We start from the raw sequence: 12820 nt of genomic DNA on the forward strand, positions 1-12820 counted from the left end.
ACGGGGTGTTCTGCTGTCCGGCAGGTGTTTTTGCACATACGCCCACGGGATCTGGCCGGTTGCGGCAGGCAGTCCTAGGCTCCCTACATGAGCACTTTCGCAGGCATTCCACCCGAGGCTTTTGGCTTCTACGCGCAGCTGGAAGAGAACAATAACCGCGACTGGTGGCAGGAACACAAGGCGACGTATGAGCAGGCGGTGAAACAGCCCCTCACCGCCCTTCTCTCCGAGCTGGAGCCCGAGTTTGGCCCCGCCAAGCTGTTCCGCCCCAACCGGGACATCCGCTTTTCACTGGACAAGTCGCCGTACAAAACCGCCCAGGGAGCATTCGCCGCACGCCAGGAAGGCGTCGGTTTCTATCTCCAGATCAATGCGGACGGACTGTTGATCGGCGGCGGCTACCATTCCCACACCCCTGCCCAGCTGGCCCGGTTCCGATCGGCCGCCGACGCTTCCGCCAGCGGGTCCGCGCTGCAGGACATCGTGGATGCCGTGACCGGAGCAGGTTTTGCCATCGAGGGCGAGAAACTGAAGACCGTCCCGCGGGGTTTCGCCAGAGACCACCCCCGCGCCGAGCTCCTCAAGCACAAATCGCTGTCCGCCGGGGTCGAGGTAGGCCAGCCGGGGTGGGTTTCCACACCGGACGCCAAGGCTGAGATTGAAGAACGGTGGCGGAAACTCCGTCCGCTCGTAGAGTGGGTGGGCCGCTACGCAGCCCCCTGATACCCTCCGGCCTATGGTGCTGCGGGGTGCTGTGCTGCCGGATGCTGTGCTGCGGGGTGCTGTGCTGCGGCTTCGAGGCGCGTCTCGAGGTTGTTGAAGAACACGGCCAACATGAGTTCGAAGGCCTTGGTGGCGGCATCGGGCTGGTTCATCACCACGAAATCGAACTGCAGGCCGTAGAAGGTGGACGTAAAGAGCCTGGCATCGGTGTCCGCGTACTCTTCGGGAATGCCCTGGACCATCAGCCAGTCGCGGGTCTTGTGGTGCAGCAGGCGGAAATGCTCCTGCGCGGTGCCCCGGGGCGTCGCAGCCACAATGTCCTGCGCCGTGGCCTCGAATTCGAGCCGGGTCAGGTGCCGGTTCCGCTGGGCCATGGTCCACTGCCACGAGTCGAGCAGGAATGCCCGCCACGCGTCCCGGTCAATATCGCGGACATCGGTATTGCGCATCCGGTCCAGGCGCGACTCGATGGACACCACGATGTCGTTGATCAATTGTTCCCGGCTGCCGAAGTGGTACACCAGCGTGTAGGAGCTCATCCCCAGGCCCTCGGCGAGGCTCCGGAAGCTCAGCTCGGCCAGGGTCTTGTCCATCAGGTAGTCAAGGATGGCAGCGAGCAGTTCAGTTTTGCGTTCTGAACGGGAGGGACGTGCCATACCTCCATCCTAGGAGCCGGAAACGCCGCTGCCCGCCCGGCAGGGGCCGGGCGGGCAGTTCTTGCGGGTGAAGGGACCTCAGGTCCGGGACAGCTCGTCCTCGTCATCTGACGCATCAGCTGCCTCTTCGGTGCCGGTACGGCTGTTGACGGCCGCGTTGGCTTCAGCGAAGCGCTCGTTGAGCCGCGAGTGGCGCTGGCCGTAGGCAAAGTAGATGGCCAGGCCGATGACCAGCCAGATGGCAAAGAAGATCCAGGTCTCCACGGCGAGGTTGGTCATGAGGTACAGGCACAGGACGGCGGAGACAACCGGCAGCACCTTGCCGAACGGGACACGGAAGGCCGGCTTCAGGTCCGGGCGCTTCTTTCGGAGCACCAGTATTCCCAGGCTCACCACCACGAACGCGGAGAGCGTACCGATGTTGATCATTTCCTCCAGCAGGTCCACGTTGGTAAGGCCCGCAACAAGGGCTACCGCGGCGCCGCAGATGATCTGGAGGCGCGCCGGCGTCGAACGCTTTTCGCTGGTCTTGGACAGGGCCCGGGGCAGCAGGCCATCGCGGCTCATGGCGAGCACCACGCGGGACAGGCCCATGAGGAGCACCATGATCACGGTGGTCAGGCCCACCAGGGATCCGAAGGCGATGACCTTGGCGGCCGACGTGTCGCCGACCGCCTCGAAGGCGGTGGTGAGGGTGGGGCTCTTGGCCTCGGCCAGCTGGGTGTAGGACACCATGCCGGTCAGCGCCAGTGACACCAGAATGTACAGCAGCGTGACCAGGGCCAGGCCGCCGAAAATGCCCCGGGGAAGGGTCTTTTGTGGGTTCTTCACTTCTTCGGCCGACGTGGCGACCACGTCGAACCCGATGAAGGCGAAGAACACCAGGGCGGCGCCGGCGAAGATGCCCAGGGTGCCGTACTGGGCCGGGGCGGCACCGGTCAGGAAACCGAAGAAGGACTGCTTCAGCACATCCGCGCCGCCGGCGCCGGCGGTGGGCTCCGCCGCGGGAATGAACGGCGTGTAGTTTTCGACCTTGACGTAGGTGAAGCCCACCACGATCACGAAGAGCACCACGCCGATCTTGATCAGGGTGAAAATATTGCCAACCCGGGCCGAGAGCTTGGTGCCCAGGACCAGCAGCACCGTGAAGATGGCCACGATCAGGAAGGCGCCCCAGTAGAGGTCCACGCCACCCAGCGAGATGGCGGGCGGGATATCGACCCCGGTGAGCGCGAAAACCTTGCTGAGGTAGATGCCCCAGTATTTGGCAATCACGGCGGCGGCGGTGAACAACTCCAGGATCAGGTTCCAGCCGATGATCCAGGCGAGGAGTTCGCCCATGGTGGCATACGTGAAGACATAGGCTGAACCGGCCACGGGGATGGCGGTGGCGAACTCGGCGTAGCACATGATGGCCAGCGCGCAGGTGACGGCGGCGATGGCGAAGGACAGCGTGACGGCGGGGCCGGCGAAGTTCGCGGCAGCCTTGGCGCCAACGGAAAAGATGCCGGCGCCCACTGCAACGGCGACGCCCATGATCATGAGGTCCCAGGTGCTGAGGGAGCGCTTGAGCTTGCGTCCGGGTTCATCGGCGTCAGCGATCGATTGCTCGATGGGTTTTGTCCGCAGAAGATTCATTGGGGGTCACAATCCTGGTATGTGATGGAAACAGACCTATGAAGGATAGTGTCCATCCACTGGACGGTCCCAATTGTCCCGAATAGTGAGACGGCCAAAACCTCGAACTATATTCCGCCAACGCATCCGGGGCCCTCCTGATGGAGAGCCCCGGAGCATCTTGGCCGAACTTCCTAGACGGGCCAGTCCATCAGGGTTGAGCGGATCAGGAAGCGTTTGCCCTCGGGCGCCTCCACGGAAAAGCCGCTTCCCCGGCCCGGAACAACGTCGACGGTCAGATGCGTGTGGCTCCAGTAATTGAACTGTTCCCGGGACATCCAGAACTCCAGGGGCAGGGGCTGCACTCCGTCCGACAGGTCGAACAGCCCCAGCAGGACGTCCGAATCCCCGGTGATGAAATCCCCTGCCGGGTAGCACATTGGCGAGGACCCGTCACAGCAGCCGCCCGACTGGTGGAACATGAGCGGACCGTGCCGCTCCCAGAGCATCCGCAGGAGGTCCACGGCCGCGGGCGTGAGCGCCACCCGGGAGAAGTCTTCCCCGGGCAGCGTCACGGCGGCCTCAAGCCCATGGATAGGCATCAGAACTTCAGCACCACGCGGCCGTCGATCTTGGCGTGCTTCATCTCGTCGAACACGGCGTTGACCTCGGAAAGCTCCCGCACGGAGACCGTGGGGTGGATCTTCCCCCGGGCGTAGAAATCCAGGGCTTCCGCCAGGTCCTGCCGGGTGCCGACGATCGAGCCGCGGACCGTCAACCCCTTGAGCACAATGTCGAAAATCGGCGCCGGAAAGTCCCCAGGCGGCAGACCGTTGAACACGATGGTGCCACCGCGGCGGGCCATCCCGATCGCCTGCCCGAACGCTGACGGGTGCACCGCAGTAACCAGAACTCCATGGCAGCCTCCTGTTTCCCGTTGGATCACTTCCGCCGGGTCTTCATGCAAGGCGTTGACCGTCACTTCGGCGCCGTGGGTCTTGGCCAAGGCGAGTTTGTCATCGGCGATATCCACCGCGGCGACACGCAGGCCCATGGCCACTGCGTATTGGACGGCGATATGGCCCAGGCCACCGATGCCGGAGATGGTGACCCATTGGCCCGGCGTCGCCTCGGTCATCTTCAGGCCTTTATAAACGGTGACGCCGGCACAGAGCACCGGCGCCACCTCGACGGGGTCGGATCCCGCCGGTATGCGGGCCGCGAAGCGCGAGTCCACGAGCATGTACTCCCCGAAAGAGCCGTCCACGCTGTAGCCGCCGTTTTGTTGCGACTCGCAGAGGGTTTCCCAGCCGGTGCGGCAATACTGGCAGTCGCCGCAGGCGGACCAGAGCCAGGCGTTGCCCACGAGGTCGCCAAGGGCGAGGTCGGTGACGCCCTCGCCCAGGGCCACCACTTCGCCCACACCTTCATGGCCGGGAACGAACGGCGGAGTGGGCTTCACCGGCCAGTCGCCCTCCGCGGCGTGCAGGTCCGTGTGGCAGACGCCGGTGGTGAGCACCTTGACCAGTGCCTGCCCTGGCCCGGGCACCGGAACGTCGATGTCCTGGACGGACAGTTCGGTGCCGAATTCGGTTACTACTGCTGCTTGCATTGTCGTCGTCATTGGCGAAATCCTTGCGTCGTTGTAGTGGAGGTGGTGCGGCTGGGCCTAGAAGAAGCCCAGCTTGTTCTCGTCGTAGCTGACCAGCAGGTTCTTGGTCTGCTGGTAGTGGTCCAGCATCATGGCGTGGTTTTCGCGGCCGATGCCGGAGGACTTGTACCCGCCGAAGGCGGCACCGGCCGGATAGGCGTGGTAGTTGTTGACCCAGACGCGTCCGGCCTGGATTTCCCGGCCGGCGCGGTAGGCCACGTTGCCGTTGCGGGACCATACGCCGGCGCCCAGGCCGTAGAGGGTGTCGTTGGCGATGCCCATGGCGTCGTTGTAGTCGCTGAACCTTGTCACGGCCACGACGGGCCCGAAGATCTCCTCCTGGAAGATCCGCATCCTGTTGTGCCCCTCGAACACGGTGGGCTGGACGTAGAAGCCGCCTGCCAGGTCGCCCGGCAGTTCGGCACGGGCACCGCCGGTGAGGATCTTGGCGCCTTCCTGCTTTCCGATGTCGATGTAGGAGAGGATCTTCTCCAGCTGGTCGTTGGAGGCTTGGGCGCCTACCTGGGTTTCGGTGTCCAGCGGGTTGCCCTGGATCATCTTCTCCACCCGCGCCACGGCATCGGCCATGAAGGACTCGTAGATGTCTTCCTGCACCAGGGCGCGGGACGGGCAGGTGCAGACCTCGCCTTGGTTGAAGGCGAACAGGGCGAAGCCCTCCTGCGCCTTGTCGTAGAAGGCGTCGTTCTCCTGGGCGACGTCGTTGAAGAAGATGTTGGGGCTCTTGCCGCCCAGTTCCAGGGTGACGGGGATCAGGTTCTGGCTGGCGTACTGGCTGATGAGCCGCCCGGTGGTGGTTTCGCCGGTGAACGCGATCTTGCGGATCCGGGAGCTGGAAGCCAGCGGCTTGCCGGCCTCCACGCCGAAGCCGTTGACCACGTTGATCACGCCCGCGGGCAGGAGGTCGCCGATGAGTTCCATCAGGACCAGGATGGAGCTCGGTGTCTGCTCGGCGGGCTTGAGCACCACGGTGTTGCCGGCCGCGAGCGCGGGGGCCAGCTTCCAGACGGCCATCAGGATGGGGAAGTTCCAGGGGATGATCTGGCCCACCACGCCGAGCGGTTCGTGGAAGTGGTAGGCGGTGGTGTTGTCATCCAGCTGGGACAGGCTGCCTTCCTGGGCCCGGACGGCCGAGGCGAAGTACCGGAAGTGGTCCGAGGCCAGCGGAAGGTCTGCGTTGAGGGTTTCGCGAACCGGCTTGCCGTTGTCCCAGGTTTCGGCGACGGCGAGCATTTCGAGGTTTTCGTCGATGCGGTCCGCGATCTTGTTCAGGATGGCGGCCCGTTCTGCCACGGAGGTCTTGCCCCAGGATGGTGCCGCCTTGTGGGCCGCGTCCAGCGCCAGCTCGATGTCTTCGGCGGTGCCGCGGGCCACCTCGCAGAAGGCCTTGCCCGTGACCGGGGTGATGTTTTCGAAGTACTGGCCCTTCACCGGGGCAACCCATTCGCCACCAATCCAGTTCTCGTACCGGTCCTTGAAGGTGACCTTCGAACCGTCGGCTCCTGGCTGTGCGTAAACGGTCATTGCTTAGCTCCTTTGCTGTGCAGGAGGCCGGCCCGCTGGGGGCCCGCCGATGCCTACAGCGTAGGAGCCGGGAGGTTGCAGCCAGGTTGCAACGGGGGTTGAGGTTGCCGAACCCGGTTTCGACGATCGCAACCATCGGGTGGCCGGGTTTCAGGCGCGGAGCTCGGCTTCGAGCCGTTCAAGATCAGCGACGACGGCGGCCCGCTTGGGTGAGCGCGGCGGCAGGAGGCGGAGTGCGGCACGGCGGATGCCGACGTCGTCAGCTGCCTCGGGAAGCGCGGCGAACTTGAGCAGGGACTCGGCGCTGCCGTCCGTCAGGACCGCCTCACGGAGCAGGGACGACACCTTGTTCCTGAGGTCCACGACACCGGGGGCCTCGGAGCGGGGAAGCACCGCGCCCCGGTAGATCTCCAGCGCAATCCGGTGGGCTCCGCGCTGCAGGCAGCTGAGGACCTGGCCGGTATCGGCCACGATGTCCGCCGGAAGCCGGTAGGGACGCGAGCCGGGGACGGCCTCGGGGCTGAGCTGCTGGATCACCTTTCGCAGGCGCACCATCTCGGCCCGGAGCGTCATGGTGGAGCCCTCCCCCGGGTACAGCAAAGAACTGAGTTCCTCGGCGGTGAGCCCGTCCGGATGCATGCACAGCAGGGCAAGGATTTCGCTGTGCCGGGCGGACAGGGCAACCGTCTTTCCTCCGAGGCTGAGGAGTGCCTGGTCGCGGCCCAGCAGCTGCAGGCTGTTCCGGTAGAGGCTGCCTCCCGTGGCACCGCGGCCCTGCCCGGCCGCCGCAGCCGGGCTCCGGCGTCGGACGGGTTTCCTTGCCAGTTCTGCCGCGTGCTGCAGGCGCTCCACCCGCAGCTGCGCCTGCGCGGCCGCTACCGTTGCTTCGACCAGCGACAAGGTGTGCGGCGCCACCGCGGTAGCCGTCCCGGTGATGTCCACGACGCCGAGGACAGCTCCCGAGTCGGGGTCGTGGAACGGAACGGCGGTGCAGCTCCAGGGGTGGACGGCGCGCTGGTAGTGCTCTGCGCCGGAGATCTGGATTCCCCTGCCCAGGGCGAGTGCCGTTCCGGGTGCGCTGGTGCCCACGCTCGCTTCGGACCAGTTGGCGCCGGCGACGAACATCATGCCTTCAGCCCGGCGCTGGAGCGCGGGATCGCCGTCCACCCAGAGGAGCCTGCCCACTTCGTCCCCGACGGCCACCAGGAGCCCGCTGTCGTGGCTGGGTTGCACCAGCAGTTTGTTGATGACCGGCATGATCGCGGCCAAGGGGTGCCGGCGGCGGTAGTCCTCCAGTTCATCCCAGTCGAACGCCAGGGGCGCGGCGGCGTTGTCCGGGTTCGCTTTGAAACGGGCGGACCGCAGCCAGGATTCGCGGATCAGGGCGCGCAAACCGGGTATTTCAGGGGTGGCGTCAGCGAACGCATGGTCCAGGCGCTCGTGTCCGGCCAGCGCGGCACGCTGGCGCGGTTCAGGCTGGATCAGGTTCGTCATCGAACTCCCGGAAAGCGCAGGGGTGTGGCGGCTATTCTAACCCCGCCGGCCGGAGGCTCAGCCGCGGGAGATGCGGATCATTTCCTCGCGCGGGACCACCTTGATGCGTTCGCGCACCACGTGGTCCAGCCCTTCGGGGCCGGTCCAGGCAGCGCCGAGGCCGGCCTCGTGGGCGTCGAGCTTGTTCCAGCCCTCCCACGTGGTGTACTCGACGCCGCGCTCCTCCAGGAGGTCGATGATGGCCTGCGGATCCGGGTTGCGGGCCGCCGGGAGGTTCAACCGGTCCTCCAGCAGGAACCCGATGGTCTCCAGGGCATCGCCCTTGGTGTGCCCGATCAGGCCGACGGGGCCGCGCTTGATCCAGCCGGTGGCGTAGATTCCGGGGACTGGCTTGCCCTCGGCGTCCAGGACGCGGCCGCCCTCGTTCGGAATGACCCCGCGCTTGGCGTCATACTCCAGTTCGTCAAGCGCTGAGCCGTGGTAGCCGATGGCGCGGTAGACGGCCTGGACGGGGTATTCGACATACTCCCCCGTGCCCTTGGCGTTTCCGGTCCCGTCCAGCTGCATCCGCTCGAACTTGATGCCGCCCACCTTGCCCGTGCCGTCGTCGAGCACTTCAACCGGGCTGTGCAGGAAGTGCAGGTGCAGCCGGCGGGAGGACGGGTTCTCGGCTTCGGCGTGCTCTTCCACCAGCCAGTTGGTAAGGGTGTTCACCATGGTCTTGATCTGGTTGTTGCTGCGGATGGCCTCGTCCGAGGCGTCGTCGAATTCGAAATCCTCCGGGTAGAGCACGATGTCGACGTCGTCCATGTGGCTGAGCTCCCGCAACTCCAGCGGGGTGAACTTGACCTGGGCCGGCCCGCGGCGGCCAAAGACGTGGACATCAGTGACGGGAGATGACTTCAGGCCCTGGTAGACGTTGTCCGGGATTTCGGTACTGAGCAGTTCTTCCGGGTGCTTGACCAGCATGCGGGCCACGTCCAGGGCCACATTGCCGTTGCCGATGACCGCGATCTCCTTCGCGTCCAGGGGCCATTCGCGCGGAACGTCCGGGTGCCCGTCGTACCAGGACACGAAGTCCGCTCCGCCAAAGGAACCCTGGAGGTCGATGCCCGGGATGTCCAGGTCCGCGTCCTTGACCGCGCCGGTGGAAAAGATCACGGCGTCGTAGAAGGCGCGGAAATCGTGCAGGGTCAGGTCGCGGCCGTAGCTCACGTTGCCCAGGAAACGGATGTCGCCGCGGTCCAGGACCTTGTGCAGGGCGTTGACGATGCCTTTGATCCGGGGATGGTCCGGGGCCACGCCGTACCGGATCAGCCCGTACGGTGCCGGGTAAGCCTCGAAGAGGTCGATGCTGACCTGGAAGTCGCCGTCCTTGACGCCGCTGGACTTGGTGAGGATGTCCGCAGCGTAGACTCCTGCCGGTCCGGCGCCGACAATGGCGACGCGGAGCGGACGGTTGGCGGCGGATTCGCTGTGATTAGTCACCGGGAGCCCTTCTGAACTGGTCCTGCTCATGATTCATGTGCTGCATGGTGCAACGCACAAGGCCCCATTCTAGTTGGCGGCCAGGGGCACCACCCGGCCTTCCCGGTACAGGAGTGCCCGGAGTTCGGCTTCGGCGGAGTCCAGCCGCTTCGGATCTATGGTTTCACCGTCGTGGTAGTGGTCCACCACGCGGGGGTCCACGTAGCTCTTGCGCGCGATCGAGGGGGTGTTTCCCAGGGTCTCCGCGGCCTCGACCATGGCCCGGCTGATGGCGCGCTTCCGCTTGGCGGCCGTGCGCAAGGCGCCGGTGCGTGCCAGGCTGGCCGCTGCGGCAGCCGTTCCCCGCAAGGTCCGGAAGTCCTTGGCCGTGAAGTCGGACCCGGTCCGCTCCTTGACGTAGGCGTTGATGTCCGCGCTGGTCACGGGCCGCCAGGTGCGGCCCTCCTTGTAGGCGAGGAGCCGCGCGTTGGACCCGCGCCGCTTAAGCAGGCGCAAAAGGTCGGCGAGGTCGGGATCGCGGATTTCCGATTCCCAGTCCTTGCCGCTCTTGGCCGGAAAGCTCAGCAGGATCCTGTCTTTGCGCACCCGGACGTGGGCACACAGCAGCGTGGCCAGGCCGCGGCTGCCGTTTTCGTTGGTGTAGCGCTCGGAGCCGACCCGCAGGGATCCGCTGTCAAGCATCCGGAAGGCTGCCGCCAGGACGCGTTCACGGCTGAAACCCTCGCTTCGCAGGTCCATGGTGACCCGGCGCCGGGCCACGGGCAGCGATTCGGCCAGCTGCAGGGACCGGTCGAACTTCACCCGGTCCTTCCGCTCGCGCCACTCAGGATGGTAGATGTACTGGCGCCGCCCCACTGCGTCCAGGCCGGTGGCCTGGATGTGGCCGTTCTCGAACGGGGCGATCCAGACGTCGGTCCACGCAGGGGGAATGCCGATGCTTTCCAGCCGGTCCCGCACGGGTCCGGGCGGCAGGGTGGAACCGTCAAGGTCCCGGTAACTGAAGCCTGTTCCTGCAGCCACCCTGCGGTAGCCGCGGCCGGAGGCGTTGCTGCGTCGGAGTCTCATCGGGCGCCGGATGGCCGGTTAGCGGATGTCATAAAAGAAAGCCTACTGATTGTTTTGCGGTTTGCCCGTGTTCGGGCTGGAATACCTGTCCCGGGACTGCTGTTATGGACATCGTGCCCATTCCAGAACGAACGTCCCACGCCGCCCCACTCACCACGTCCCCGGCCCCAGGGCAGAAGCCCGCGGCCACCACGGGCCCCAAGGCCGTTGCAAAGGACACGACGGCGGGCATGCTCTTCGGCATCGGCGCGTACGTTTTGTGGGGGCTGCTCCCCCTGTACTTCTTCATCCTCATGCCAGCCGGCGCCGTCGAAATCGTGGCCAACCGCGTGGTGTGGTCGCTGTTGTTCTGCGCCCTCCTGATCACGGTGACCCGGACCTGGACCGTGCTTGCGGCCGCGGTGAGGGACCGGCGGGTGTTCGCTCCGCTCGCGTTGGCGGCGTTCCTGATCGCGATCAACTGGTTGACCTACACCTACGGCGTGACCACCGGGCAGGCAGTGGAAACCTCGCTGGGCTACTTCATCAACCCGCTCGTTTCCGTATTGCTGGGCGTGTTCGTGCTGAAGGAACGCCTCCGGCCGCTCCAGTGGGCCGCCGTCGGCGTCGGCTTCATCGCCGTGGGCGTGCTGACGTACTCGTACGGAAAGCTTCCCTGGATCGCCCTGACACTGGCATTCAGCTTCGGACTGTACGGGTTCGTCAAGAACCGGGTGGGCTCCAGGGTGGACGCCATTACCAGCCTCAGCGTGGAAACCATGGTCCTGGCCCCGCTGGCCGGCGTGGCGATGGTTGTCCTGGCCGCCGGCGGCACCGCCACGCTGACCACGCAGGGGGCCGGGCATTTCTGGCTGCTGCTGGCCTCCGGCGTCATCACCGCGGTGCCGCTGCTCTTCTTCGGCGCCTCCGCCCGGCGGCTGCCGATGACCACCATCGGGTTGCTGCAATACTTCGCGCCGGTGCTGCAGTTCCTGGTGGCCCTGCTGGTCTTCCGGGAGGCCATGACCGTGGAGCGTTGGATCGGGTTTGGAGTGGTGTGGCTGGCCCTGCTGCTCCTCACGGTGGACATGCTGCGGACGGCACGACGGAACTCGCTGGTCCGAAGAGCCGCGCTCCGCGCCGCAGCCTGAAAAGGCTGCCCGGGCACAAAGAAGGTGGGCTCCCCAATTGGGAGCCCACCTTCTTTGCGTTGCCGGAGGGAGTCGTTCCGGTTAGGCGTTGGCCTTGATCGCCGCGGCCAGGACATCCAGCCCGTCGTTGAGCAGCTCGTCGGTGATGACCAGCGGGGGCAGCAGGCGGATGACGTTTCCGTAGGTGCCACAGGTGAGGATGATGACGCCTTCCTTGAGGCAGGCGGCGGCCACGGCCTTGGTCAGCTCTGGGTTGGGTTCCGTGGAACCGGCCTGGACGAGCTCGACGGCGAGCATGGCACCGCGGCCACGGACGTCGCCGATGACGGCGGTTCCGGCAGCAGCCAGGTCGGACTGCAGGTCGCGGAGCCGGCCCAGTGCGAGTTCCTCGATGTGGCGGGCACGGCCGTTGAGGTCGTATTCCTCCATGGACCCGATGGACGCCAGCGCCGCGGCGCACGCCACGGGGTTGCCGCCGTAGGTGCCGCCCAGGCCGCCGGGGTGGACGGCGTCGAGGAGGTCGGCGCGGCCGGTGATGGCGGACAGCGGCATGCCGCCGGCGATGCCCTTGGCCATGGTGATGATGTCCGGGACGACGCCCTCGTGGTTCACGGCGAACCATTCACCGGTGCGGCAGAAACCGGACTGGACTTCGTCCGCGATGAAGACGATGCCCTTGTCCTTGGCCCAGGCGGCCAGCGCCGGCAGGAAGCCCTCGGCCGGGACGATGAAGCCGCCCTCGCCCTGGATGGGTTCGATGATGATCGCGGCAACCTGGTCCCCGCCGATCTGCTTTTCGATCATGGTGATGGCGCGCTTTGCTGCCTCGGCACCGGTGATGGAGGGGTTCTCCTCGCGGTACGGGTAGCTCATGGGCATGCGGTAGACCTCAGGGGCGAACGGGCCGAAGTTGGTCTTGTACGGCATGGCCTTGGCGGTCAGCGCCATGGTCAGGTTGGTGCGGCCGTGGTAGGCGTGGTCGAAGGCGACGACGGCGTCCCGGCCGGTTGCCAGCCGGGCCACCTTGACGGCGTTCTCCACGGCCTCGGCGCCGGAGTTGAAGAGGACGGTGCGCTTTTCGTGGTCACCCGGGGTGAGGCGGTTCAGCTGCTCGGCGACCGCGACGTAGCCTTCGTACGGGGTGACCATGAAGCAGGTGTGGGTGAAGTGCTCCACCGCTTCCTTGACGGCACCGACGACGGCGGGGTCGGAGGCACCCACGCTGGTCACGGCGATGCCGGAACCGAGGTCGATGAAGGAGTTGCCGTCGACGTCATGGATGATGCCGCCGTCGGCGTCTGCAACGTAGACCGGGACGCTGGAGGCGACGCCGGCAGCCACCACGGACTTGCGGCGCTCGGTCAATGCCACGGACTTGGGGCCCGGGAAGTCGGCCTGGACGTTGCGCTTCTGCTCGAGCCGGTAGGTGATGTCTGATGCGGTGGTGGTCATTG

Annotated in this window: 11 protein-coding genes; 2 read left to right on the plus strand and 9 right to left on the minus strand. The window is 66.1% G+C overall.

The genetic code is table 11. The features are described 5' to 3' along the window. The first annotated feature begins 87 nt into the window (after window positions 1–87). The gene (locus AC4EEV_RS05730; protein WP_018760546.1) at window positions 88–723 is read left to right on the plus strand and encodes a DUF2461 domain-containing protein; all 636 of its coding nucleotides are present in this window, start codon (window positions 88–90) and stop codon (window positions 721–723) included. 11 nt (window positions 724–734) lie between these two features. Here AC4EEV_RS05730 and AC4EEV_RS05735 read toward each other — a convergent pair whose 3' ends face one another. The 8 genes from AC4EEV_RS05735 to AC4EEV_RS05770 all read right to left on the minus strand — a co-directional run bounded on the left by AC4EEV_RS05735 (window position 735) and on the right by AC4EEV_RS05770 (window position 10236). After that, on the minus strand, window positions 735–1379 hold the full coding sequence (locus AC4EEV_RS05735) for a TetR/AcrR family transcriptional regulator (RefSeq protein WP_491330344.1): 645 nt from the start codon (window positions 1377–1379) through the stop codon (window positions 735–737). Window positions 1380–1457: 78 nt separating this feature from the next. Then, entirely contained in the window at window positions 1458–3017 is a 1560-nt protein-coding gene (locus AC4EEV_RS05740) for an amino acid permease (RefSeq protein WP_491330345.1), read from the minus strand. 173 nt (window positions 3018–3190) lie between these two features. Beyond that, on the minus strand, window positions 3191–3598 hold the full coding sequence (locus tag AC4EEV_RS05745; protein ID WP_018760549.1) for a DUF779 domain-containing protein: 408 nt from the start codon (window positions 3596–3598) through the stop codon (window positions 3191–3193). Then, window positions 3598–4620 (minus strand): alcohol dehydrogenase AdhP, encoded by a 1023-nt coding sequence (gene adhP, locus AC4EEV_RS05750; RefSeq protein WP_491330346.1) that lies wholly within the window; start codon window positions 4618–4620, stop codon window positions 3598–3600. Before adhP ends, AC4EEV_RS05745 begins: the two co-directional genes overlap by 1 nt. Window positions 4621–4665: 45 nt before the next feature. Beyond that, the gene (exaC, locus tag AC4EEV_RS05755) at window positions 4666–6189 is read right to left on the minus strand and encodes an acetaldehyde dehydrogenase ExaC (protein ID WP_491330347.1); all 1524 of its coding nucleotides are present in this window, start codon (window positions 6187–6189) and stop codon (window positions 4666–4668) included. 150 nt (window positions 6190–6339) lie between these two features. Next, window positions 6340–7683 (minus strand): helix-turn-helix domain-containing protein, encoded by a 1344-nt coding sequence (locus tag AC4EEV_RS05760; protein WP_491330348.1) that lies wholly within the window; start codon window positions 7681–7683, stop codon window positions 6340–6342. 57 nt (window positions 7684–7740) lie between these two features. Beyond that, window positions 7741–9201, minus strand: coding sequence for an FAD-dependent oxidoreductase (locus tag AC4EEV_RS05765; protein ID WP_491330349.1), 1461 nt, complete (start codon window positions 9199–9201; stop codon window positions 7741–7743). Window positions 9202–9240: 39 nt separating this feature from the next. After that, a complete protein-coding gene (locus tag AC4EEV_RS05770) occupies window positions 9241–10236 on the minus strand; it encodes a DNA topoisomerase IB (RefSeq protein ID WP_133830371.1) in 996 nt (331 codons plus the stop codon). Between the two features lie 104 nt (window positions 10237–10340). Here AC4EEV_RS05770 and rarD point away from each other — a divergent pair, with 104 nt between their 5' ends. Beyond that, window positions 10341–11366: an EamA family transporter RarD gene (gene rarD / locus AC4EEV_RS05775; RefSeq protein ID WP_018760555.1), complete on the plus strand. Its 1026-nt coding sequence runs from the start codon at window positions 10341–10343 to the stop codon at window positions 11364–11366. Window positions 11367–11447: 81 nt separating this feature from the next. On the opposite strand, the gene gabT is transcribed toward rarD, so the two are convergent. After that, a complete protein-coding gene (gene gabT / locus AC4EEV_RS05780) occupies window positions 11448–12818 on the minus strand; it encodes a 4-aminobutyrate--2-oxoglutarate transaminase (RefSeq protein WP_018760556.1) in 1371 nt (456 codons plus the stop codon). Window positions 12819–12820: the final 2 nt, after the last annotated feature.

The sequence above is a fragment of the Pseudarthrobacter sp. MOO14 genome (assembly GCF_058267675.1).

Excerpts from the sequence above, each read along its gene's own strand:
- gabT (WP_018760556.1), bottom strand. The coding sequence starts at position 12,818 with ATGACCACCACCGCATCAGACATCACCTACCGGCTCGAGCAGAAGCGC.
- AC4EEV_RS05770 (WP_133830371.1), bottom strand. The coding sequence starts at position 10,236 with ATGAGACTCCGACGCAGCAACGCCTCCGGCCGCGGCTACCGCAGGGTG.
- AC4EEV_RS05730 (WP_018760546.1), top strand. The coding sequence starts at position 88 with ATGAGCACTTTCGCAGGCATTCCACCCGAGGCTTTTGGCTTCTACGCG.
- rarD (WP_018760555.1), top strand. The coding sequence starts at position 10,341 with ATGGACATCGTGCCCATTCCAGAACGAACGTCCCACGCCGCCCCACTC.
- AC4EEV_RS05740 (WP_491330345.1), bottom strand. The coding sequence starts at position 3,017 with ATGAATCTTCTGCGGACAAAACCCATCGAGCAATCGATCGCTGACGCC.
- AC4EEV_RS05735 (WP_491330344.1), bottom strand. The coding sequence starts at position 1,379 with ATGGCACGTCCCTCCCGTTCAGAACGCAAAACTGAACTGCTCGCTGCC.
- adhP (WP_491330346.1), bottom strand. The coding sequence starts at position 4,620 with ATGACGACGACAATGCAAGCAGCAGTAGTAACCGAATTCGGCACCGAA.
- AC4EEV_RS05760 (WP_491330348.1), bottom strand. The coding sequence starts at position 7,683 with ATGACGAACCTGATCCAGCCTGAACCGCGCCAGCGTGCCGCGCTGGCC.
- exaC (WP_491330347.1), bottom strand. The coding sequence starts at position 6,189 with ATGACCGTTTACGCACAGCCAGGAGCCGACGGTTCGAAGGTCACCTTC.
- AC4EEV_RS05765 (WP_491330349.1), bottom strand. The coding sequence starts at position 9,201 with ATGAGCAGGACCAGTTCAGAAGGGCTCCCGGTGACTAATCACAGCGAA.
- AC4EEV_RS05745 (WP_018760549.1), bottom strand. The coding sequence starts at position 3,598 with ATGCCTATCCATGGGCTTGAGGCCGCCGTGACGCTGCCCGGGGAAGAC.